Genomic DNA, 22,371 nt, shown 5'->3' with positions numbered 1-22,371 from the left:
GTCTATGTAGCGCCCGCCTTCCGCTCCCGCCGCGCGAACCGCCACACCTTCCGCTGCATCACGAACCGCACCACCCGCGGGAACGCCCGCTTGCCGAACCACACCCACCACGACACGAACCCCACCGCCGCCTCCGTCCGGTTCCGCAGCAGCGTCTTCAGCACCCCGTCGGCCACCTCGTCGGACGGCTGCGCCCCCTCGAAGTCGAGGTAAATCTTCCCCTCGTTCCGCAGCAGGTGGCGGTTCAGGTCGTCGCTGCGGACCAGCCCCGGCAGCACCAGCAGGGCGTCGATGCCGAACCGCTGGAACTCGCCGCGGAACGCTTCCGTCATCGCCACGAAGGCGTGCTTGCTGGCGCAGTGCTCGGACATCGACGGGATGCCCGACCGGCCGCAGATGCTCGCCACGTTCACCACCGCCGGCCGCCAGCCCGCCTCGTAACTCGCCGTCAGCAGCGGCACGCACAGCCGGGTCAGCTCGGTCGGGGCGAAGAAGTTCACCTCCAGCACTTTGCGGGCGATGTCCTCCGACGACGTGCCGAACTCGCCGAAGCTGCAAACGCCGGCGCAGTTTACGAGCACGTCCAGCGCGCCGAATCGCGCCGCCACCGCGTCCACGAGCCGCTGCCGGTCGGCGGCGCTCGTCAGGTCGGCGGGGAACGTCTCGGCCTCGGCGCCGGCGGCCCGCAGCTCGGCGGCGAGCTTGGCGAGGTCGTCGGCGGAGCGGGCGGTGAGCGCGAGCTTCGCCCCGAGCCGGGCGAGTTTGCCGGCCAGCCGCTTGCCGATCCCGCGGGACGCCCCGGTGACCAGCACCACCCGCCCCCGAACGTCCCGCCGCATCGGCTCACATCTCCCGTCGGTTGCCCCGCCCGGTCGTATCCGGCAATTCTAGAAGAACCGCCCCGCCGCACCAACCGCCGCGGCCGCCCCGCCGGCCCTGCCTGCCGGTGCGACCGGCGCAGTCGGCCGGGCTTCCGTACCTTACCTGAACGACCGACCGTCACCGGATGTGAGGGAACGATGGAGTACGCGATCGGGGCCGCGCTGGGGGCCGGGCTGGTGATGTTTCTGGGGTTCGTGGTGCTGACGGCCCGCGCCGGGAGCCTCGGCAACGGCCTCCGCGGCCTCGCCGTCGCCGGCCGGGCCCACGCGGACCCGGCGTTCAACGCCAGGCTGACCGCTCTCGAAGGCGGCGCCGCCCCGAAGCCGGCCGCCCCGCCGGCGCCGCCGAAGCCGTCCGGCGCCCCACTGCGGATGCTCGCCGTCCTCCAGGCCGAGGCGCGGCTGGTGGACTTCCTGCTCGAAGACATTGCCGCGGCGTCGGACGAGCAGGTCGGCCAGGCCGTGCGCGAGGTCCACAAGAAGGCCGGGGACGCGCTGCGGCGGCACGCCGTGATCGAGACGATCCTGCCGGGCAACGAGGGGGACACGACCACCGTGGCGGCCGGGTTCGACCCGTCGGCGGTGCGGGTGGTGGGGAACGTGGCGGGGTCGCCGCCGTTCACCGGGTCGATCAACCACCCGGGCTGGAAGGTGCGCGAGTTGAAGGTGGCGCCGCCGCCGGCCGGGGCGGACGAGTTCGTCCTCCAGCCGGCCGAGGTGCAGGTGGCGTAGCGCGCTAACGGGGGCCGGGAATGAAAGGGCGCGAGAGCGGAATGCCGGACGAGGGCCACTGGGCCTCGTTCTTCAACCCGGGTTGAATCGTCGACCGCCTCGGCTGCACGGGTCCGTGCGGTGACGTGGTCGAGTTCGGCTGCGGGTACGGCACGTTCACCCTGCCGGCCGCGCGGGCAGTGACCGGCCGCGTCGTTGCCCTGGACATCGAGCCGGGCATGGTCGCCGCCACGGACCACAAGGCTCGGGCTGCCGGGCTGACGAACGTGACCGCCGTGGTACGCGACTTCCTCGCCGACGGTAGCGGCCTCCCGGACGGGTCGGTCGGGTACGCGATGCTGTTCAACATCCTCCACGTCGAAGAGCCGGTCGGGTTGCTCCGGGAGGCTGCCCGAGTGCTCGCGCCCGGGGGAGCGGCGGGCATGATCCACTGGCGGGCGGACGTGGAGACGCCACGCGGGCCGCCGGCACCGATCCGTCCGACGGCGGAGCAATGCCGGGTCTGGGGCGAGGCGGCCGGGCTACGGTTCGAGCGGCGCGAGAGCCTGTGCTGCTGTTCGTGGCACTGGGGGCTGGTCATGCGCCGCCCCGTTCACGGGATCTCGTAGAACCCGAGGTCGGCCGCGTCGCGGCCGGTGTCGGTGATGTTGAACGTGCTGTCGCCGTTTGCGGCGAAGAAGCCGTGGTCCAGCAGCCAGTCGAAGTGGGCCTGGTCGTGCCGGGTCATGTTGCGGGCGTCTTCGTACCGGAAGCGCTTTTTCTTGAGCACGCGGCGGAGCATCCGCCAGCGGCTTTCGCCGAGACTGATCGTGGCCATGGACGATGCCCCTCCGAGGCGGTGACGTGAATTTCGCGGAAGTCCAAACAATCCTGCGGGATGAACAGAACCGAGCCACTCCGATGTTGCAGTTCCTGACGGATCCTCCGTCCCGTCGCGCCCACCCGCCCGGCCTGTGCCGGTGGTAGGGGGGAGGCACGGCCCGGTGCCGCAGCGGCGGCCCTTCCGACATTGCACACCGGCCGACCGGTTGCCACCCTATCCGCCGGGTTCAACCGGGAGGCGGCGATGGACGGGACGGGGCCGGTGGCGGTGAACGGGTCGGTGGTGTACGGGTACTGGACCGACCGCGGCGGCGCCTGCCGGCTCCGGCTCGGGCTGGACGACTGGGACCGGCTCGGGTTGCACCCCGGCCAGCGGGTGCGCGTCGGTCGCGGCGACCAGCCCCCGGAAGAGGTGCTGATCGCCGCCGCCGACCGCCACCCGCCGGTGGTGTGGCTGGACCTGGTCCCGGTCGCCCGTACCAACACGACCCGTGCAGGTTAGCCCGGTCGTGCGAGTCAGCCCCGGTGTCTGCAACGGATAGCCGGAGTGTAGTCAGGCCCGAACGATGGTGCAATCGGGAATCCGTCCGAAATGTCGGAACCGTCGGCGGCCGGTCGGAACTCACACCGCCGCGACCGCCGCCCCCAGCAGGGCCGCGAGGCGGTCCGCCGCCAGCAGGGCGTTGCGGACCACCTCGGCGTGGTCGAGCGGTTCGCCGCCGATCCCGGCCGCGTGGTTCGTCACACACGACACCGCCGCCGCCTCCAGCCCCAGCGCCGCCGCCGCCTCCGCCTCGCGCGCCGTGGACATCCCCACCACGTCGGCGCCCATCGCCGCCAGCGCCCGGATCTCGGCCGGCGTCTCGTAGCTCGGGCCGGTCAGGGCCGCGTACGTGCCGGTCAGCAGCGTGCGCCCCCGGGCCGCCTTGGCCGTGGCGAGTACGTCGAGCAGCCGCGGCGAGTACGGCGATGCCGCGACCGGCGTCCGCCACGCGGAGCCGTCGAGTAGTGTGAGGTGCTTCGCCACCCCCATCAGGCTGCCGGGGCCGAGCGACGGATGAATCCCGCCGACGGCGTTCGTCTGGATGAACGCCCGCGCGCCGAGCTCGGCGGCGACCCGGGCCGGGCCGCACACCACGCCCCACGGGTGACCTTCGTAGAAGTGCAACCGGCCGAAGAAGACCAGCGCCGGCTCCGCGCCCCACTCGCCGAGTGCGAGTCGGCCGCCGTGGCCGCTCACCGTCGGCGGCACGAGCCCGGGCACGTCACCGAACGGAATACTGACGTGCTCGCGGAAGGCGGTGACGACGCCGCCGAGGCCGGAGCCCAGCACGACGGCCGCCCGGGGGGCGAGCGCGCGGGCGGCGGCGGCAAACGCGGTGTAGTCGGGCATCAACCGGCGTCCGGGTCGGTGCGGTCGGCCCGGAACTCGGCGAACTGCTGCTTCACCCGCACCGCCCAGCCGACCAGCTGCGCCGCGGCCTCGAGCCCGAGCCGGACCGGGTTCACCACGAGGTCGTAGCCGGACAGGTCGGTGGCGTCGAGGAACACGGTGCGGGCCACGAACTGGGCCCGCCCCGCGTCGCGCCGACGCACCTCTTCCGCGGCCTCGTCGCGGGTCAGCCGGAGCGTCTGCGCGAGGTACGCGACGCGGGTGTTCAGCGGCGCCGCGACGCGGACGTGGAGCGTCGATTCGACCGGCAACAGGTGCCCGGCGGCCCGGCCGACGAGGACCGCGTCGCCCCGCGCGGCCACGGCGAACAGCAGCCGGTAGAGCCGGGCGGTGTCGTCGTCGGTCTCGATCCGGCGGGCCTGTTGCAACCGGGCGAGGTGGGCGTCGGCCCAGGCCTTCGCCGACGCCGGGATGTCGGCGAGGAGTTGGTCGCGCTCGCCGTCGTTCATCTGCAGGTAGTCGAGGTGGTCCTGGTCGAACACCTGCCAGCCGAGGAGCTCGCCGACCTTGCGGGCGAGGGTGGTGCCGCGGGCGCCGGCCTCGCGGCTGACGGCGACGGTGAGCCCGCGCGGCCGTGCCGCCGGCCCGTCGTCGGTCGCGTCGCCCCGGAACCCGTGGACCGGAACCTCGTTCATCGCCGTCGCGTCAGGAGAGGCCGGCATCGCTCACCTCTGTACCGGCGAACGGCCGGCGTCAGCCGGCTGGTCGTTGTCCCAGGTCGTTGGGCTCGCCACCAGCCGGCTGACGCCGGCCGTTCGCCTAGACATCGTCGCGGTACTCCGCACGCCCGAACCGCCATGCCCCGAGGGCCAGGAGTGCCAACGTGGCCGTCGCCAGCACCGCCCACGCGGTCCCGGCCGACACCGCCTCGGGCACCTCCAGCGCCGCCGCCGGGTAGCCCGCGTCGACCGCATCATTATAGATCAACGACCGGGCGTAGAAGCTCAAGCTCAGCAACTTCAAACTTCCCGGCAGCAGCGCGACCAGCGCCTCGAAAAAGAAGACATAAACCAACCCGACGACCACCGGCCGGCGGAACGTCGCCCCGACCAGGTGGAACAGCGCCGCGAAGGCCGCGGTGCCGCCCACGGCCGCGGGCCAGAACCGGGTGAACGCCTCCCGCCCCAGGTCGCCGCCGGCCAGGCACAGGGCCGCGAACCCGCCCACGCCGAACAGCAGGCACCACGGCAGTGCCCCCAGGAACGTTGCCACGTAGATCGCGGGGCGGGGCTGGGGGCGCGTCAGCAGCCACACCAGCGACCGGCTCTCGCGCTCGGTGCCGAGCGCCCCGCTGGCGAACGCCAGCGTGAACAGCGGCAGCACGAACCCGACGAACGCCCCGAGCGGCACGCTCCGGGTGAAGTTCGTGAACGCCCAGTCGTGGGTGAACTTCTCCGACGCGAGCACCGCCGCCGGCACCGACAGGACGAGCGAGCGGAGGGCGTCGGCGGTGGGGTCGAGCGGCGTCGGCGTCTCGCCCGGGTGCGGCAGCCGCACCGGGGCGGACTCCGGCGGCCGGGAGCTGTGGCGCGACGGCACGGCGTCCCGCAGGTCGGCGTCGAGCGCCTTGTACCGGGCGGCCGGCCGCAGCTGCTCCGCGTACTCGCGGTGCGACAACCCCCCGAAGCGCCGGCTGCGACGGTCTTCGAGCCGCCACCCGGCGGCGCTGAGGGTGACGGCCGCGACCCACGCCACCGTGAGGCTGAGGAGCCCGATGCTGACCCAGCCCATCTGCCGGACGCGCCAGTGGCGGCGGAACGAGTGGGCGACGAGGACGAAGAAGCCGACCAGCGGGGACGGGCGGGGGGGGATTGATGATTGATGATCGACGATTGATGATTGGGCGGCATCGATCGGCATCACAATTCCACCCGTGGGGACGGCCCGGCGTTCGTCATTCATCAATCCGAAATCCGCAATCATCAATCAGGTTCGTCCGCTGCCGCCGAGCAGGTACCCCAGGATGGCGTGCGCCGACTCGTCCAGCGGCTCCAGCCGCCGCACCTCGGCGTGCTCCTCGATCAGCACGCGGCCCACCGCCGGGAAGAACCGCTTCGGGTTCCGCGCCTTCACCACCAGCCCCGGGCCGTCGGCGCCGGCCACCACCTCGACGCCGAGCACGTCCGGCAGGTCGAGCAGCCGCCGGGCCACCTCGCGGGCCACGTCCACGTCGATGCGCACCGACACCGGGTGGTCGTCGAGCAGCTCCCGGATCTGCGGCAGCGTGCCGACGGCGGCGACCCGGCCGCGGGCCATGATCACGACGTGGTTCGTCAGCTTCTCCAGCGCTTCGAGTTCGTGGCTGGAGATGAGCAGGCACTTCCCCTGGGCGGCGAGCCGCTGGAACAGGTCGAGCAACTCCTGCCGGCCGATCGGGTCGATGCCGGACAGCGGTTCGTCGAGGACGAGCAGCGCCGGGTCGTGGAGCAGCGCCTGCGCCAGCTTGATGCGCTGGCGCATGCCCTTCGAGTAGCCGGCGATGCGGCGGTCGGCGCGGTCGGCCATGCCGACGAGGGTCAGCACCGCTTCGGTGCGGCGGCGCGCCTCCCGGCGGTCGTACCCGCACAGGCGGGCCATCACCAGCACGAAGCCGCGGCCGGTCATGTCCTCGTAGAAGGCGTCGGCGTCGGGGCAGTAGCCGACCAGCCGGCGGGCGCGCCAGTCCCAGGCGTCGGTGCCGCGGATCGAGACGCGCCCGAGCGTCGGCCGCAACTGGCCGGTGGCGAGGCGGAGCAGGGTGCTCTTGCCGGCGCCGTTGGCGCCGACCAGGCCGGTGATGCCGCCGGTGAGTTCGAGCGTCACCTGGTTCAGCGCCAGCACGGAGCCGTACCACTTCGACGCCTGCTCAAAGAGCAAGAGCGGCGAGCCGGGGGCGTCAGCCCCCGGTTTTCCCGCCTCGTCGGGTAACAGCGGGCTAACGCCCGCCGCTCGCCGGGTCTTCAATTCCGCGCTCCGCATGCCGCACCTCAGCCGATGACTTCGACCGCCTGCACCCGCCGCCGCAGGTAGAGGCAGCACCCGACGCACACGCCGACCACCACCGCCGCCGCCTGCCAGTACGCCGGCTGCGGCTGCGGCCGCACCGTCGCCGGGTCCACCTGGAGGCACCACATGCCGACCAGGTACAGGTTGTTCCACAGGTCGAGGAGCCGCCACTCCGGGTCGGCGCGGAGGCCGTCCACGACCCACCCGGCCAGCATCCGCATGAGCACGAACACGCCCATCCACACCATCACCATCGGGACCGTCTGCCGCACCCACACCGCCGTGGCCACCACCAACAGGCTCAAGCATACCGTGAGAACCAGCCCGTAGCCGAGGACGCCGGCGAGCAGGTTCAGGTTGTCCAGGTAGTACGTCTTCCAGTCGTTCAGCAGCCCGGCCTCCAGCCAGAGCACGACCGCGGGGGCGGTGGTCGCCAGGTTGATGACGGCGCCGATGCCGAGGCACTTCCCCAGCACGTAGTGCCAGCGGCCGATCGGCTTGGCGAGGTAGAACGGCAGGCTGCCGTGGTGAAAGTCGTTACCGACCAGGACGGAGCCGGCCAGGGCCAGCAGGATGACGACGACGTACCCCTCGAACCAGAACAGGTTGCCGAACGTGTGGGCGGTGCCGTTCAGGTTCAGCCGTTCGAGGAACTTGGTGAAGTTGGTCACCGGCACCTTCACGCCGGCGACGAGGACGCTGTCGCCGACCTGGCCCGGGATCCAGGCGACGAGGTACTGGCCGTAGAAGAAGAAGAAGAAGACCAGGAGCACGAGCGCGAACAGCCCCCAGTACAGCCGGCGGCGCGCCATCAGCAGCAGCGACGAGCGGGCCATCGCCAGCGCCGCCCAGCCGGGGCCGCGCAGGGTGCCGCGCCAGGGGCGGTAGCGGAGCAGAGTGTCGGTTTGCGCGGGCATCGGGTTCCCATGCCGCTTGCGGCGTAGCGGGGTCTACGCCGCAACGCCGCAAGCGGCGATTCAACTACTCACCGTCCGCAGGAACAGCTCCTCCAGCGTCTCGTCGTCGCGGGTCAGCGACCGGACGGTGACGCCGTTCACCTCGGCGAGCTTGAAGAACGCCAGGTTCGTCCACCCGCGCGGCACGCTCACCCGCCACTCGCCGGGGCCGACCTCGCCGAGCAGCTGCACGCCCTCCGTCAACAGGTCGTCGCGGAACCCGGCCGGGTCGCCGTCCACGCGGACGCGGTAGTGGTCGTCGCGCCGGCCGCACAGCTCGGCGACGGTGCCGACGCGCCGCACCCGGCCGCCGGCCACGATCACCACCCGCTCGCACACCGCCTCCACGTCCGCCAGCAGGTGCGTCGAAAGGATCACCGACTTGCCGTGGTCGGCGCCGAGCGCCTGGACCAGCCGCAGCATGGCGTCGCGGCCGGCCGGGTCGAGGCCGCTCGTCGGCTCGTCCAGCAACAGCACCGGCGGGTCGTGGACGATCGCCTGTGCGAGTTTGACCCGCTGCTTCATCCCGGCCGAGTACTCTTCCACACGCCGATACCGCGCCTCTTCCAGTTCCAGGAACGACAGCACCTCGTGCGCCCGCCGCTGGGCCTCGCGGCGCGGCATGCCGTACAGCTCGCCCGCGAGCGTCACGTACTCGACGCCGGTGAGGCCGGGCACGAGGGCGTCGGCTTCCGGCATGAAGCCGATGAGGCGGCGGAGGCGCCAGTTGCCGGCACTGTCGCGGTCGCCGCCGAGCTCCTGGTCGAAGACGCGGCCGCGGCCGGACGTGGGGGGGATGAGCCCCATCAGAATCTTGAGGAGCGTGCTCTTGCCGGCGCCGTTCGGCCCGAGCAGCCCGACGCGCCCCGGCGGCAGCGACAGCGTGATGCCGTGCAGCGCGGTGAAGCTGCCGAAGGTTCTTGTCAGCCCCTCAAGCTCCAGGAGCGGCGTCATTCGTCATTCGTCATTCGTCATTCGTCATTCGTCATTCGGGAAGGCCGGCGTGCCGATCAGCCCCCGAATGACGAATGACGAATGACGAATGACGCCTCAGGTCGTGTAGTCCGCGTTCAGCTTCACGTACTCGTAGGTCAGGTCGCAGGTGTGGAACGTGCAGCGGCCGGGGCCGTGCGTCAGGCGGAGCTTGAAGTGCACGTCGCGGTTGTGCTTCAGGTACCCGGACGCGGCCGCGGCGTCGAACGGCAGCGGCGTGCCGGCGCGGTACAGCAGCATGTCGCCCATCCACAGCGACAGGTCCTTCTCGTCGAACGTCACGCCCGAGTAGCCGGCCGCGGACACGACGCGGCCCCAGTTCGGGTCGTGGCCGAACACCGCCGTCTTCACCAGGGCGCTCTCCGCGACCGTCTTGGCGATCTGCTTCGCCTCGGCGTCGGTGCGGCAGCCCTCCACGTCGATCGTGATGAGGTGGTTCGCCCCCTCCGCGTCGATGGCGATCTTGCGGGCCAGCTCGGCGCACACGCCGCCGACCGCGTCGCGGAACGTCGCCAGGTCGTGCCCGGCGAGCGGCGCGCCGGTGCCGTTCGCCAGCAGGAACACGGTGTCGTTCGTGCTCGTGTGCCCTTCCACGCTGACGCAGTTGAACGTCGTCTCGCACGCGCCCTTGAGCATGGCGTGCAGGTCGGCGGGGGCCACGGCGGCGTCCGTGAGGACGAACCCGAGCATGGTGGCGAGGTTCGGGCCGATCATCGCCGCACCCTTGGCGAAGCCGGTGATCGTGACCGCGCCGCCGGGCAACTCCAGCACGCGGGTGGCGACCTTGATGCCGGTGTCGGTGGTGAGGATCGCGTGCGCCGCGTCGTTCAGCGCGTCGCGGCCGGGGGCGGCGGCGACCACGGCCTTCGGGATGCCGGCTTCCAGGATCGGCATCGGCAGCGGGCGGCCGATCACGCCGGTACTGGCGACGAGCACCTGCTCGGGCTGGCAGCCCAGGTCGCGGGCCACGAGCTCGGTCATGCGGCGGGCGTCGGCCATGCCCTGCTCGCCGGTGCAGGCGTTGGCGTTGCCGGAGCAGACCACCACGGCGCGGGCGTCGGCCCGGGGGAGGCGCTCCCGGCTGACGTGGACGGGGGCGGCGCAGACGCGGTTCTGGGTGAACACGCCGGCGGCCGCGGCGGGGGCGTCGGACACGATGACGGCGATGTCGCGGCGGTTCGGTTCGGAGCGGAGGCCGCTCACGACGCCGGCGTAGCGGAACCCGCGGGCCAGGTGCCAGTCGCTCATACCGGCTATGGTACTCGCGGGGTCAACCGGCCGGAAGCGGCCGGCGGAAAGGTGCGACCGGAACGGCCCGCGGCGGCGCGAGCGGTTCCGGTCGGGCAAACGGGGCAAGCGGCGTCAGTTTTCGAGCTTGATGGTCAGGTTCTGGGTGCCGCCGCTGGGAATCTCCACGGAGTGCTCCGGCTTGTTGGCCGTGTACTTGGGCAGGGCGTTCTTCCCTTCCATCACGTAGGTGTACTTGCCGGTGTTGAGCCGGGCCGTGAACTTGCCGTCGGCCTGAATGACCGCCGCCCCACCCATCTGCTCGGTGGAGGTGGCCAGGAAGACGAGCGTGACATCCTTGGCCGGCTGGCCGTTCGGGAGCAGAAGGATGCCCTTTACCTCCGACGGCTCGGCCCGCTGGGCCGGGGTCGACGAGCACCCGGTAAGAACGGCGACGGTCAGGGCGAACGGGACGAGAAGGCGTGAAGTCATGGTGGGGGATCCGGAGCGTGGAGGGAAACGGCCGCGGGCCGGCACCTGCCGGCCCGCGGGTGTGATCGGGGCGGCCCCGGTCAGTCGAGGCTGATCGTCTGGCCGTCCTCGGCCCCGACGATGAACTTCAGGGTGACGGCCGGGATCGTGTCGCGGAGGAAGCGGACCGAGCCGTCGCCCATGGCGGCCATGCACCCGCCGGTGTGGAACGAGAACGGCTCGTCGTTCGGCCCGCAGTTGTTGGTCTGCCACGGGCACACCGTGCCCCCGCCGATCGGGTTGGCGTTGTTGTTAATCCGGGCCTGCCCGGCCCCGCCGGTCTGGAGGCTGGGGCCGCTCACGCCGTTCGTGGCGGCGTCCGGGTCGGCCCAGGCGAACACCCGGCGGTTGTTCGTGGTGGGGTTGTTGACCGGCCGGCTCGGGGTGTTCATGGCCGAGAACCGCGTGGACCCGGCGCCGTAGGGGAGGATGGTCGGGAAAGCCCGGCCGGCGTCCTCGATCAGCAGGATCGTGTTCGACGACCCGTCCTGAATCGCGTTGATCGTCCGGCCCTCGCAGTTCATCGCGCCGGCGACCCGGTCGGCGACGCCCCCGCGGGTGCCGACGATCCCGCTCGCCGGGTTCGTGATGATGTCGCTCAACGCCGCGGCCATGTAGTCGATCCCGCCGGTCTGGTCGACCGGGTCGCGGCTCTCGTTGGAGATCGGCGTGCTCGGGCACACGTAGGTCTTGATCTTCGTCTGCGCCGCGAGGAACCCGTTCGGGTGGGCGGGGTCGTCGTAGGCCCGCCCCCGCGACTTCGCGTTCAGGGTGGCGTTCCGGTAGTTCGCGTCGGCGAAGTGGTTGTAGTTCACGTCGAACAGGTTGTAGACGGCGTTCTGCTCGATGTACGGCAGGATGAGCACCGACCAGCCGTGGACGGTGTACGTGGTCGAGTTGCCCGACTCGCACTGCCCGACCGAGGGCATCACCCCGTAGGTGGACTCGTAGTTGTGGATGCCGAGGGCCATCTGCTTGATGTTGTTCGAACAGGTGCTCCGGGCGGCCGCCTCGCGGACCTTCTGCACGGCCGGCAGCAGCAGCCCGATCAGGATGGCGATGATGGCGATGACGACCAGCAACTCGATCAGCGTGAACGCGGACCGACGAGTGCGACGGAAGTAGGACAGAGCCTGCTTCATCTACGAGACCTCTGGCGGGTGCCGGGGCGAACCGGCGGTGGATTGCAACATTCGGTCACACATAGTTTGGTGGGCCGGTGTGTGGATTCTGTGAACGACGCGCGTAGGCGCGGAGAATGTTCGCCCGGCCCGCCCCCGGCCGCGGTCGCCGCTATAGTGACCGTGCCCTCCCCGATTGAACCCTCGGAGCGTGGAATGGTCGGTTCGTCCGCCGGATTCGCGTTGGCCAACCCCGGCCGGGTGTGGGCCAACCTGCCGGCCGCGGCGCTCGTCGAGCACGCCGTGCGCCGCGGCGAGGGGGAGCTCGCCGCCCCGGGTGCGTTCGCCGCCCGCACCGGCGCCCGCACCGGCCGCAGCCCCAAGGACAAGTTCACCGTCCGCGACGAGATCACCGGCCCGCGCGTGGACTGGGCCGCGAACAAGCCGATGGAGCCGGAGCGGTTCGCGCGCCTCGTGGACCACGCCCGCGCCTACCTCCAGAACCGCGAGCTCTTCGTCTTCGACGGGTTCGCCGCCGCCCACCCCGCGCACCGGCTGCCGCTGCGCGTCGTCACCGAGCGCGCGTGGCACGCCCTGTTCGCGAACTGCCTGTTCCTCCGCCCCGGCCCCGGCGATCTCACCGGCTTCGCGCCCGAGTGGACGATCCTCCACGCCGCCGGGCTGACGTTCGACCCCGCCGCCGACGGCACCAACTCGGACGCGGTCGTGGCCCTCGATTTCACCCGCAAGCTGGTGCTGGTGGCCGGCACGCACTACGCCGGCGAGATCAAGAAGGCCATCTTCACCGTGATGAACTTCGTGCTGCCCGAGGCCGGCGTGCTGAGCATGCACTGCTCGGCGAACGTCGGCGCGGGCGGCGACGTGGCCCTGTTCTTCGGCCTGAGCGGCACCGGCAAGACGACGCTGAGCGCCGACCCCGACCGCCGCCTGATCGGCGACGACGAGCACGGCTGGGCCGCCGACGGTGTGTTCAACATCGAGGGCGGCTGCTACGCGAAGACGATCAACCTCACCCGCGCCGGCGAGCCGCAGATTTACGACGCGATCCGCTTCGGCGCGGTGCTGGAGAACGTGCCGCTGGACCCGACGACGCACCAGCCCGACTACGCCAGCCAGGCGCTGACGGAGAACACGCGGGCGGCGTACCCGGTGGACTTCATTCCCAACTGCGAGCTGTCGGGCCGCGGCGGCCACCCGCGGAACGTGTTCTTCCTGACGTGCGACGCGTTCGGCGTGCTGCCGCCGCTATCGCGGCTGACGCCGGCGCAGGCGATGGACTACTTCCTGTGCGGCTACACGGCGAAGGTGGCGGGCACGGAAGCCGGCGTGAAGGAGCCGACGCCGGAGTTCAGCACGTGCTTCGGGAAGCCGTTCCTGCCGCTGCCGCCGAAGCGGTACGCGGAGCTCTTGCGGGCGAAGCTGGAGGCGCACGCGGCGCCGGTGTGGCTGGTGAACACCGGCTGGACGGGCGGCCCGCACGGGGTCGGGTCGCGGATGTCGCTGGCGCACACGCGGGCGCTGCTAAAGGCGGCGCTCACAGGAGCGCTGGCGGACGTGCCGTTCGAGGCGGACCCGGCGTTCGGCCTGTCGGTGCCGGTGCGCTGCGAGGGCGTGCCGGACGCGGTACTCCAGCCGCGCCGGGCGTGGGCGGATGCGGCGGCATACGACCGACAGGCGGCGATGCTCGCCGGGCGGTTCCGCGACGAGGCGGCGAAGCACGCGGGGTGAGGGGGGCGGACCGCCGTCGGGGAAGACCCGGCGGGGGGACCGCGATCCGGACGACCTGTGGGTCAGGAGCAGCCGGCTTACGCCGGCTGCTCGCCGAGGTAGCCGCGCTCCTTCAACAGCGCCACGATGCGGCCGACGCTGTCCTCCACGCCGATCTGGTCCGTCGCCAGCACCAGGTCCGGGGCCGCCGGCTCCTCGAACGCCGCCGTCACGCCCGGCATCTGGGCGATCTTCCCCTCGTCCGCCAGGCGGTAGGCGCCGCTCGCGTCGCGCGCCCGCAGCACGTCCATCGGCGCCGTGCAGTACACTTCCAGCACGCGGTCCCGGCCGATCAGCTCCTTCGCCTTCTCGCGCACCGCCTCGTGCGGGGCCACGAACGCCGCCACCGTGATGACGCCGGCGTCGTTCATCAGCTTCGCCACCTCGGCCGAGCGGCGCAGGTTCTCGGAGCGGTCGTCGGCGGTGAAACCCAGGTCGCGGTTGAGCCCCTGCCGCATGTTCTGGCCGTACAGCACCGTCACCGCGCGGCCCTCGTCCCACAGGCGGCGCTCCAGCGCGTAGGCGATGCGGCTCTTGCCGCTGCCGGTGAGGCCGACCAGCAGCACCGTCACCGGCTTCTGCCCGAACCGCGCCTCGCGCTCGGCCGGCGCGATCAGGCTCTCGCGGCCCTTCGCCGTTGCCACCGGCTCGGCGTGGCGCACGGCGCCGGCCTCCAGGATCATGCCGGCGCCGACGGTGGTGTTCGCCACCCGGTCGATGAGGATAAACGCCCCGGTCGCGGCGTTGGTGCGGTACGGGTCGCACGCCAGCGGCCGCGTCAGGCTCAGCTGCACCTGCCCGACCTCGTTCAGCCCGAGCCGCGACACGGCCCGGTGCTCCAGCGTGTTCACGTCCACGCCGTGGCGGAACGCCGACACCTCGGCCGTCACCTGCCGCGTCGTGTGCTTCAGCAGGTAGGTGCGGCCGGGCACGAGCGGCTGCTCGGCCATCCACACCACCATCGCCTCGACCTGGCTGCTGACGTGCGGCGGGTTGTCGGGGTGGACCAGCATGTCGCCGCGGCTCACGTCCACTTCGTCGGTCAGCGTCACCGTCACCGCCTGCGGCGCGAACGCCTCCTGCAACTCACCGTCGTAGGTGACGATGCTCTTGACGCGGCTCCGCTTCCCCGACGGCAGCGCCGTCACCTCGTCGCCGACGCGCAGGATGCCGGACGCGACGGTGCCGGCGAAGCCGCGGAAGTCGAGGTTCGGGCGGATCACGTACTGCACCGGGAAGCGCAGGTCCGTGAGGTTGCGGTCGCTGGCGATGTGGACGGTTTCTAGGTGGTCCAGCAGCGCCGGGCCGTGGTACCACGGCATCGTGTCGCTCTTGGACGCGACGTTGTCGCCCTTCAGCGCCGACATGGGGATGAAGGTGATGTCCGGCAGCCCGAGCTTGGCGACGAAGCCGGTGTAGTCGTCCTTGATGCGCTCGAACACCTCCCGCGAGTAACCCACCAAATCCATCTTGTTGATGGCGACGACGACATGGCGGATGCCGAGCAGCGACACGATGTACGAGTGCCGGCGGGTCTGGGTCTGCACCCCGTGGCGGGCGTCGATGAGGATCACGGCCAGCTGGCACGTCGAGGCGCCGGTGGCCATGTTGCGGGTGTACTGCTCGTGGCCGGGCGTGTCGGCGATGATGAACTTGCGGCGGTCGGTCGAGAAGTAGCGGTAGGCCACGTCGATGGTGATGCCCTGCTCGCGCTCGGCCTTGAGGCCGTCGGTGAGCAGCGCGAGGTCGATCTCGCCGGCGCCGGTGGTGCCGACCTTCTCGCTGTCGCGCTTCACGGCGGCGAGCTGGTCCTCGTAGATCATCTTGGTGTCGTGGAGGAGCCGGCCGATGAGGGTGCTCTTGCCGTCGTCCACGCTGCCGCAAGTGAGCAGGCGCAGCAGCTCCTTCCGCTGGTGGCGGGCCAGGTAGGCGTGGATGTCTTCGTGGGTCAGGTCGGCGGTCTGCATGATCGTCGTGGGTCGTGTGGAACCGGGCACATGGAAGGGGGCTCGGGGCTTTCGCCGCTTGCGGCGTAGCGCTGCCCAGCGCTACGCCGCAAGCGGCGAAAGCCCCGAGCCGCTAAAAGTACCCCTCGCGCTTTTTCTGCTCCATCGACCCGGCCTCGTCGTGGTCGATGACGCGGCCCTGGCGCTCGGAGTTCTTCGCCAGCAGCATCTCCTCGATGATCTCCGGCAGCGTCGTCGCGGCGCTCTCGATCGCGCCCGTCAGCGGGTAGCAGCCGAGCGTGCGGAACCGCACCCGCTTCAACTGCGGCACCTCGCCGGGCCGCAGCCGCTTCTCCATCCGCTCGTCGTCCACCATGATGAGGGTGCCGTCGCGCTCCACCACCGGCCGCTCGGCCGCGAAGTACAGCGGCACGATGGGGATGTTTTCGAGGTGGACGTACTGCCACACGTCGAGCTCGGTCCAGTTCGAGAGCGGGAAGGCGCGGATGCTCTCGCCCTTGTTCACGCGGCCGTTGTAGAGGTTCCACAGCTCCGGCCGCTGGTTCTTGGGGTCCCACTGGTGGAGCTTGTCGCGGAAGCTGTAGACGCGCTCCTTGGCGCGGCTCTTCTCCTCGTCGCGGCGGGCGCCGCCGAACGCGGCGTCGTACTGGTAGTGGTTCAGCGCCTGCTTCAGGGCGACCGTCTTCATCACGTCGGTGTGCGTCTTCGAGCCGCTGTCGAACGGGTTGATCCCCTGGGCCACGCCCTCCTGGTTGATCCACACCTTCAGGTCGAGCCCCTGCTCGCGGCAGAACCGGTCGCGGAACGTGATCATCTCCCGGAACTTCCAGGTCGTGTCGACGTGCAGCAGCGGGAACGGCAGCCGGCCGGGGTGGAACGCCTTCTGGGCCAGCCGCAGCATCACGGCCGAGTCCTTGCCGATGCTGTACAGCATCACCGGCCGCTCGAACTCGGCCGCGACCTCGCGGATGATGTGGATGCTCTCGGCTTCCAGCACCTTCAGGTGCGTCAGGTTGTAGCTGCCGCTCATAATCCTCTCGCAACGCCGCAAGCGGCTTAAATCACGTACTGGTCGGCTTCACTGCGGGCGGCCAGGTCGGCGAGTGTCGTCTGCCGCAGGATGCCCTCCTGCGCCTCGACCATCTTCTCCCACACGGTCCGCACGGTGTGGACGTACGCCGTCGGCTGGAGCTTGTCGTCGGACCGCACCGGCGACTCGGGCGGGTCCATGACGTGGATCACGTCGAACAGCGTGATCTCGTCGGCCGACCGGCCGAGGGTGTACCCGCCGGCCGCCCCGCGGGTGCTGGCCACGAGCCCGGCGCGCTTCAGGTCGAGCAGGATTTGCACGAGGAAGCGCGACGGGATGCCGTGCTTGTCGGCCACGTCGGCGAGCCGCACCGGCCGCGGGTCGGACGACCGCGCCGCCAGCTCCAGCATGGCCACGCAGGCGTACTCGGCTTTGGCGGAGAAGAGCATGGGGTATTGGTGATTGATGAATTAGGATTGATGAATGAAACGCACGGTCGCGGCACCTCGTCGAACCCCCGGAGAGGGGTCGGCTGTTCTTCCCAATCATCAATCCCGAAATCACCAACCATCAATCCTCAGATGCCCGCCCCGTCCTGCACCTCGATCACGTGCAGGCCGCACTCCTTCTTCGACTTGCCGGCCCACCGGCCGGCGCGGTCGTCCTCGCCCGCCTTCACCGCGCGGGTGCAGGGGTAGCAGCCGATGCTCGGGTAGCCCCGGTCGTGCAGCGGGTTGTACGGCACGTCGTGCTTCATCACGAACGCCCACACGTCCTTCTTCGACCACGCCAGCAGCGGGTTCACCTTCACCAGGTTGAACTTCGCGTCCCACGCCACCACGTCGGCCTTGCCGCGGTCGGCCGTCTGGTCCTTGCGGATGGCGCTGACCCACGCCAGCGGAGCGATCGCCTTCACGGCGTCCTGGAGCGGCAGAATCTTGCGGTCGCGGCAGCAGTCGTCGGGCCGCAGCTCGTACAGCGGGCCGCCGTGCTCCGCCTCGTACTCGGCGACCGTCAGTTCCGGGCGGACGTACTCCACGGCCACGCCGTAGCGGTAGAGGATGCGCTCGCGCAGCTCCAGCGTCTCGGCGAACTGGTAGCCGGTGTCGATGTTGATGGTCCGGACCGTGGGCTCGATGCCGGCGAGCATGTGGATGAGGCAGCAGCCCTCGGCCCCGAACGCCGTCGCCATCAGCAGCCGGGGGTGGAAGCGGTCCACGGCCCAGCGCAGCACCTCCTCGGCGGACGCACCCTGGAGGCGCTCGTTCGCCGCAGAAATCTCGTCGGCCGACATCAGGAGAGGGTCCATCCACGACTCCGATTCCACAGAACCCTTATCGGCATCGTAAGGATTGGAGTCGCGGAAAAGAAGTGGTCGCGGTCAGGGTGTGACACAAGCCCTTTGGCTGGCAGTATTTATTGACGCCGAACGGGGGCCCGAAAACGCCCCCGCCCCGGTCTTGCGGACCGGGGCGGGGTGGTCGCCATCACTGCGACGGAGGGTATCGTTAGTACTTGGTCAGGTCCAGCGTCGTCTGCCGCTGCGACTCGGGGTTCGGGCCGACGTACAGGTGCAGGTGGTCCTTGTCGATGTAGATGACCTGCGTGCGCGGCTTCTTCACCTTCATCGGGAACGGGTAGTCCGACTGCACCGTCTCGGTGTAATAGATCACGCATTCCCAGTGGCAGTGGTGCAGCTGCGCCATGCCCACGAGCGGGAAGAACCGCGGCGGGTCGATCTTGTCCACGAGGCGGTTCTTGACGATCACGATGTCGTCGCGGAACGTCTCGTACAGGTACGGGCTGCCACGCGGCACGCGGGGCATGGCCCGGAGCACCTCGCCGTCGGTCGGCGGGTCCTCGCAGATCGGGTCGGGGTAGCCGTTACGCAGCGGCGGCATGATCGGCGCCTTGCCGTCATTCCGGTGGGCGTACTTCTCTTCCATCCGCTCGGTGACCCACGGCGGCACCGGGACCGGCGTGAGGAACCCCATCCCGAGCGGGTAGCAGCCGACCGACCCGCCGAGCACCACGGCGGCGGCGAGCAGCAACAGATGACGACGAAGCCAGGACATGCTCCCCCCTCCGTGCGGACCGATTCGTCCTTGAGTAGCGGAGGTATCGGCCGGTCCGGGTGGGGGAGTTGAGGACGAACTGCGGAGTTGAGCGCGGATACCGGCCGCGGCGGGTTGCCCAGCCCCCGCCGCCTGCGGCCGCGGCCCTCACTTCCCCCGGTTCCGCCACACCGTCACCGGGTGGTCCGTCGTCGGCGAGCTGAAGTTGCCGACGACCAGGTCGAGCCGGCCGGTGCCGAACAGGTCGGCGGCGCAGCACACGACCGCGTCGCAGGTGCCGCTCGCCAGCACGTGCCGCTCGAACTTGCCGGGGGCCGTCTGCTCGAACAGCACCACGGCGTCGGCCTTGCGGGCGGCGCGGTCGGGGAACTTGTCCGCCGGCAGGAAGCTCACCGCCAGCAGGTCGGGCCGCGGGCCGCCGGCGATCGTCCCCGCCACGGCGTTGTGGACGCCGTACATGTCGGCGACGCGGCGCGGCTCGAACTTCAGGTCGCCCATGTTCTCCAGCCACTGCACGCCGTGGTACGGCTTCCACAGGTACGGCTCGTCCAGGATGTCGCCGTTCGTGTAGAGCACGTCGAGCCGGCCGTCGCCGTTGATGTCGCGGAGCTCGACGCCGCTGCTCCCCCAGCCGGGGTGCGGGGCGGAATAGAGCGTGCGCTTCTGGAACTCGCCGCCGCCGCGGTTGAGGAACGCCACCACGGTCTCGTGCTCCTGGGCGATGAGCGCGACGAAGTCGGGCCGGCCGTCGCCGTCCAAGTCGGTGACGGGGACGTGGATCGTGCCGTGCCGCGGGTCGAGCACCTTCGACGCGAACACGGGCGCCTTCCAGTCCGTGGTGTGGTTCTCCAGCAGCAGGAGTTCGCCGGTCGAGTGCAGCCCGAAGACGCCGACCACCAGGTCGCGCTTCCCGGTGCCGCGGAAGTCGGCGGCCCGCACGTCGGCGACGCGGCCGACGTTCTTCAGCAGCTCGACCGCCTCGAACGAGCCGTCGGCCTTGCCGCGCAGCCACGTCACGCCGCCGCAGCGGCGGTCGGTGGGGGCGAAGCTGCCGAGGTCGGCGACGAGCAGGTCGGCGACGCCGTCGCCGTCCAGGTCGGTGACCTCGGCGCGGGCCGGGTTCGGCACCTTGCCGAGGACGCGCCACGCCGGCGCCGCGTCGGCGGGGTTCAGCGCGAGCACGCGGCCGCCGTTCATGTCGCAGGCGACGAGCAGGAGTGGGGCGTCGGCGCCGGGCCGCGGCAGCCGCACCGCCTGGACGTGCGAGATCATCGGCCGCGGCCCCGGCGGCGGCGGGTAGCTGACGGGCTCGAACCGGACCGGCAGCGGCCGGGTGGTCGGCGTCGTGTTCGCGGCCGGGTACTCGTCGGCGGCCTTCTCCTCGTAGTAGCGGACGACGTGGCCGAGCTTCGGCGGGCTGAGGGCGAGGCCCGACTGGTCGAAGAAGCGGAAGCCGCGCTCGACCTCGGCGCGCCAGTGGCGGCGCGGGAAGCTGTCGGCCGGCGGGTAGGCGTGGCACGCGCCGCCGCAGAAGTTGTGGACCTGCGCCTCCACGTCGGCCGGCAGCGGCGCCGCGGGGGGCGGCTCGGGCGGCGGCGTTTTGGTGCCGCAACCGAGCACGAGGGCGGCGAGGACGGCGAGGCGACGGGGCATGGGAGAGGTCTCGTATTCGTGGGGCCGGCTTCCAGCCGGCCTGCGGTCGACCGGCTGGAAGCCGGCCCCACGTCGGCTACCGCTCGCGCAGCCCGAGCGCGATCCCCGCGAGGCCGAGCGGGCCGACCGCGCCGCCGGGCCAGCCCTTCACCGCCTTCTCCTCCTTCGACCGGTCGCCGGACAGCCGGGCGTTGTGCCGCGCCACCCAGAACCGGCCCCACGCGTGCCCGGCCCGCTGCTTCGCCGCGTCGACCGGCGCCTCGAACGCCGACTCGTCCAGCGGCGAACTCGGCGCCGCCGCCAGCCGCAGGGCGTCGGCCTTCGCCCACGCCTTCAGCCCCTCGTCGGGGATGGCGTCGGCCAGTTGCTTCGCGGCGTCCGCCTTCCCGGCCGCGGCCGCCAGCTGCGACAGCCGCAGCAGCAGCGCCGGCGGCGGGGCCGGGTCCGGCGGCTTCTTCCCGGCCGGGACCACCACCTGGCTCATCACCGCGTCCAGCGCCGCGCCCGGGTCGCCGGTCCACTCGCCGATCTGAATCGCCGCCCGCATCCGGGCGTGTAACGGCCCCGTCCGCCGCGCCGCCTCCGCCGCGTCTTCTCCCCTGCCGTCCAGCAGCGCCAGCCCCACGACCACCGCCCGCGCGTTGTCCGTCAGCGTCGCGGTCGGCGCCGGGAGCTTGCCGTCGACGCCGAGGGTCGGCGCCTTCTCGGTGCCGACGGCCTTCCACAGCACCACCGCCGACGCCGGGAACGGGGCGGGCGGCTGCCCCTTCGCCAGCGCCGCCTTCAGCTCGTCGGCGGCCTGCGCGGGGAACGGGCTGGCCTTGTCGGCGCGCCACACCTCGAGCGCCACCACCGCCTTCGCCTCGGCCTGTTCGGGCGTCGAGAACAGCACCGTCGGCAGGTCCCGGGCGACGTCCACCTGCCCCTTCTTGACCAGCTCGCGGGTGAGCCGGCGGGCCAGCGCCAGGCGGGAGTCGAAGTCGGCCGGCAGCACCAGTTGCAGCGTCTTCTGCAGCTCGGTGTGCACGTCCGTGGTCTTCTCGTTGACGCGGAGCTTGCGGTTGCTCGCGGCCTGCGGCACCCACCGGTAGCGGGTACCCGCGATCACCTCCTCGTCGGTCCCGCCGAGGCCGAGCTGGGCCAGGGCGAGCTCGCCGCCGACGGCGTAGCGGACGGCCCCGCCGCCCTTCTTGGCGTCGTCCTTCTGCCCGGCCTGGCCGAGCTCGCCGCGGGCCTTCGTGAAGTGGGCCAGCGCGTCCTTCAGCGCCTTCTCCGGCTCCTTCCCCTCCGTCTCGGTCAGGGCGTACTGCCCGGCGACGGTGTAGAGCAGCGCCCCGCACAGCGGCCCCTCGCCGGGTGGGAGGGCTGCCTGGCCTTCCTTCTCGAACTGGGTGATGGCGTCGTTGACCAGCCGGTCCTCGCGGCCGTCCTTCGTCCGGCCGACGAGCCACACCACGCCGTACACGAGGGCGACGGCCGGGGTGAGCACGAGCAGGGCGTAGAACAGCCGGCGCTTGAGCGGGACGGGTTCGAGCTCGTGGTCGAGGGCGCCGGCCTCCTCCATCGACTTGCGGGTGACGTACCCGCCGCCGCCGCTGCTCACCACGTCGGTCGGCTTCTCGAACAGCTCCTTGCGGAGGCTCGGGCCGGTGTCCTCGGCGCGCCAGTCCTTCGGCTTCTCGTCCTTAGGGACGGGCACCTTGTTCCGCTCGCGGCACTCCGGGTTCGGGCACAGGACGTTCTTGCCGGCCTTGTCCCGCGACTCGGACCACTTGTGGTCGCAGAACGCGCACGTCATCGGGATGGGGGCGTCGGCCGGCTGCTGCTCCTTGGGGGCGTCGGCGAGGGCGGCGAGGGCGGCGGCCTCGATGTCTTCGGGCTTCGGCGCCGGCGGCTTGCGGGCGGGCGGCTTCGGCCTGGCCGGCGACGGCGCGGCGGTCGGCGGGACGGTGGCCTTCGGCGCGGGGATGGTGATGACCTGCCGGCAGTCGGGGTTCTTGCACGTGGCCTTCTTGCCGGCGAGCTCGTCTTTGAGCTTGTACGGGGTGGCGCAGTGCGGGCAGTTGAACTCGATCGCCATGAGGCAGTCCCGCCGCGGAGAACGGAGGCGAACGGACGCGAGGACAGGTGACCCCATTATCCCACCGCGTTCCCCCC

At 71.4% G+C, this 22,371-nt stretch carries 21 protein-coding genes and 1 pseudogene; 4 read left to right on the top strand and 18 right to left on the bottom strand.

Features of this window, described 5'->3' with window-relative positions:
* Window positions 1–2: 2 nt before the first annotated feature.
* Window positions 3–839, bottom strand: coding sequence for an SDR family NAD(P)-dependent oxidoreductase (locus tag ETAA1_RS28670; protein WP_145244040.1), 837 nt, complete (start codon window positions 837–839; stop codon window positions 3–5).
* A gap of 180 nt (window positions 840–1,019) precedes the next feature.
* On the opposite strand from ETAA1_RS28670, the gene ETAA1_RS28665 reads away from it, so the two are divergent.
* Both ETAA1_RS28665 and ETAA1_RS28660 read left to right on the top strand, forming a co-directional pair.
* Window positions 1,020–1,613 carry a DUF2760 domain-containing protein gene (locus ETAA1_RS28665; protein ID WP_145244039.1) on the top strand — a complete coding sequence of 198 codons (594 nt, stop codon included), beginning with the start codon at window positions 1,020–1,022 and terminating at the stop codon, window positions 1,611–1,613.
* A 20-nt stretch (window positions 1,614–1,633) separates the two neighbouring features.
* A pseudogene (locus ETAA1_RS28660) lies at window positions 1,634–2,221 on the top strand (class I SAM-dependent methyltransferase).
* Here the strand turns inward: ETAA1_RS28660 and ETAA1_RS28655 are convergent.
* Complete coding sequence (locus ETAA1_RS28655; RefSeq protein ID WP_145244038.1) at window positions 2,206–2,430, bottom strand: hypothetical protein; 225 nt, start codon at window positions 2,428–2,430, stop codon at window positions 2,206–2,208. The pseudogene ETAA1_RS28660 and the gene ETAA1_RS28655 sit on opposite strands and share 16 nt — an antisense overlap.
* A 249-nt stretch (window positions 2,431–2,679) precedes the next feature.
* On the opposite strand from ETAA1_RS28655, the gene ETAA1_RS28650 reads away from it, so the two are divergent.
* Window positions 2,680–2,937, top strand: coding sequence for a hypothetical protein (locus ETAA1_RS28650; protein ID WP_145244037.1), 258 nt, complete (start codon window positions 2,680–2,682; stop codon window positions 2,935–2,937).
* A gap of 120 nt (window positions 2,938–3,057) precedes the next feature.
* Here ETAA1_RS28650 and ETAA1_RS28645 read toward each other — a convergent pair whose 3' ends face one another.
* The 9 genes from ETAA1_RS28645 to ETAA1_RS28605 all read right to left on the bottom strand — a co-directional run bounded on the left by ETAA1_RS28645 (window position 3,058) and on the right by ETAA1_RS28605 (window position 11,722).
* Window positions 3,058–3,828 carry a purine-nucleoside phosphorylase gene (locus ETAA1_RS28645; protein ID WP_145244036.1) on the bottom strand — a complete coding sequence of 257 codons (771 nt, stop codon included), beginning with the start codon at window positions 3,826–3,828 and terminating at the stop codon, window positions 3,058–3,060.
* On the bottom strand, window positions 3,828–4,550 hold the full coding sequence (locus ETAA1_RS28640; protein WP_145244035.1) for a cytidylate kinase-like family protein: 723 nt from the start codon (window positions 4,548–4,550) through the stop codon (window positions 3,828–3,830). The genes ETAA1_RS28645 and ETAA1_RS28640 overlap by 1 nt, the downstream gene beginning before the upstream one ends.
* A 97-nt stretch (window positions 4,551–4,647) precedes the next feature.
* Window positions 4,648–5,790 (bottom strand): ABC transporter permease, encoded by a 1,143-nt coding sequence (locus ETAA1_RS28635; RefSeq protein ID WP_145244034.1) that lies wholly within the window; start codon window positions 5,788–5,790, stop codon window positions 4,648–4,650.
* A gap of 24 nt (window positions 5,791–5,814) precedes the next feature.
* Window positions 5,815–6,831, bottom strand: a complete 1,017-nt coding sequence (locus ETAA1_RS28630; protein WP_238389314.1) for an ABC transporter ATP-binding protein — start codon at window positions 6,829–6,831, stop codon at window positions 5,815–5,817.
* Between the two features lie 23 nt (window positions 6,832–6,854).
* Window positions 6,855–7,790 carry an ABC transporter permease gene (locus ETAA1_RS28625; RefSeq protein WP_145244032.1) on the bottom strand — a complete coding sequence of 312 codons (936 nt, stop codon included), beginning with the start codon at window positions 7,788–7,790 and terminating at the stop codon, window positions 6,855–6,857.
* 60 nt (window positions 7,791–7,850) lie between these two features.
* Window positions 7,851–8,783, bottom strand: a complete 933-nt coding sequence (locus ETAA1_RS28620) for an ABC transporter ATP-binding protein (RefSeq protein WP_145244031.1) — start codon at window positions 8,781–8,783, stop codon at window positions 7,851–7,853.
* Between the two features lie 96 nt (window positions 8,784–8,879).
* Window positions 8,880–10,070, bottom strand: a complete 1,191-nt coding sequence (gene argJ, locus ETAA1_RS28615) for a bifunctional glutamate N-acetyltransferase/amino-acid acetyltransferase ArgJ (protein WP_145244030.1) — start codon at window positions 10,068–10,070, stop codon at window positions 8,880–8,882.
* A gap of 114 nt (window positions 10,071–10,184) precedes the next feature.
* The gene (locus ETAA1_RS28610) at window positions 10,185–10,541 is read right to left on the bottom strand and encodes a hypothetical protein (protein ID WP_145244029.1); all 357 of its coding nucleotides are present in this window, start codon (window positions 10,539–10,541) and stop codon (window positions 10,185–10,187) included.
* An 80-nt stretch (window positions 10,542–10,621) separates the two neighbouring features.
* The gene (locus ETAA1_RS28605; RefSeq protein ID WP_145244797.1) at window positions 10,622–11,722 is read right to left on the bottom strand and encodes a DUF1559 domain-containing protein; all 1,101 of its coding nucleotides are present in this window, start codon (window positions 11,720–11,722) and stop codon (window positions 10,622–10,624) included.
* A 195-nt stretch (window positions 11,723–11,917) separates the two neighbouring features.
* Here ETAA1_RS28605 and pckA point away from each other — a divergent pair, with 195 nt between their 5' ends.
* Window positions 11,918–13,450, top strand: a complete 1,533-nt coding sequence (gene pckA / locus ETAA1_RS28600) for a phosphoenolpyruvate carboxykinase (ATP) (RefSeq protein ID WP_145244028.1) — start codon at window positions 11,918–11,920, stop codon at window positions 13,448–13,450.
* A 77-nt stretch (window positions 13,451–13,527) separates the two neighbouring features.
* Here pckA and cysN read toward each other — a convergent pair whose 3' ends face one another.
* The 7 genes from cysN to ETAA1_RS28565 form a co-directional block, all read right to left on the bottom strand.
* Entirely contained in the window at window positions 13,528–15,456 is a 1,929-nt protein-coding gene (cysN, locus tag ETAA1_RS28595; protein ID WP_145244027.1) for a sulfate adenylyltransferase subunit CysN, read from the bottom strand.
* Window positions 15,457–15,568: 112 nt separating this feature from the next.
* Window positions 15,569–16,486 (bottom strand): sulfate adenylyltransferase subunit CysD, encoded by a 918-nt coding sequence (gene cysD / locus ETAA1_RS28590; protein ID WP_145244026.1) that lies wholly within the window; start codon window positions 16,484–16,486, stop codon window positions 15,569–15,571.
* 26 nt (window positions 16,487–16,512) lie between these two features.
* Window positions 16,513–16,935, bottom strand: coding sequence for an RrF2 family transcriptional regulator (locus tag ETAA1_RS28585; protein WP_145244025.1), 423 nt, complete (start codon window positions 16,933–16,935; stop codon window positions 16,513–16,515).
* A gap of 128 nt (window positions 16,936–17,063) precedes the next feature.
* Complete coding sequence (locus ETAA1_RS28580) at window positions 17,064–17,795, bottom strand: phosphoadenylyl-sulfate reductase (protein WP_202920484.1); 732 nt, start codon at window positions 17,793–17,795, stop codon at window positions 17,064–17,066.
* A gap of 199 nt (window positions 17,796–17,994) precedes the next feature.
* Complete coding sequence (locus ETAA1_RS28575) at window positions 17,995–18,561, bottom strand: hypothetical protein (RefSeq protein ID WP_145244024.1); 567 nt, start codon at window positions 18,559–18,561, stop codon at window positions 17,995–17,997.
* A 147-nt stretch (window positions 18,562–18,708) separates the two neighbouring features.
* Window positions 18,709–20,214 carry an FG-GAP repeat domain-containing protein gene (locus ETAA1_RS28570; protein ID WP_145244023.1) on the bottom strand — a complete coding sequence of 502 codons (1,506 nt, stop codon included), beginning with the start codon at window positions 20,212–20,214 and terminating at the stop codon, window positions 18,709–18,711.
* 76 nt (window positions 20,215–20,290) lie between these two features.
* Complete coding sequence (locus tag ETAA1_RS28565) at window positions 20,291–22,294, bottom strand: hypothetical protein (RefSeq protein WP_145244022.1); 2,004 nt, start codon at window positions 22,292–22,294, stop codon at window positions 20,291–20,293.
* Between the last annotated feature and the right edge of the window lie 77 nt (window positions 22,295–22,371).

Source organism: Urbifossiella limnaea (genome assembly GCF_007747215.1).
GTDB lineage: Bacteria > Planctomycetota > Planctomycetia > Gemmatales > Gemmataceae > Urbifossiella > Urbifossiella limnaea.
The sequence above is the reverse complement of the archived record's forward strand: the minus strand, read 5'-3'. Positions and strand labels throughout refer to the sequence as shown.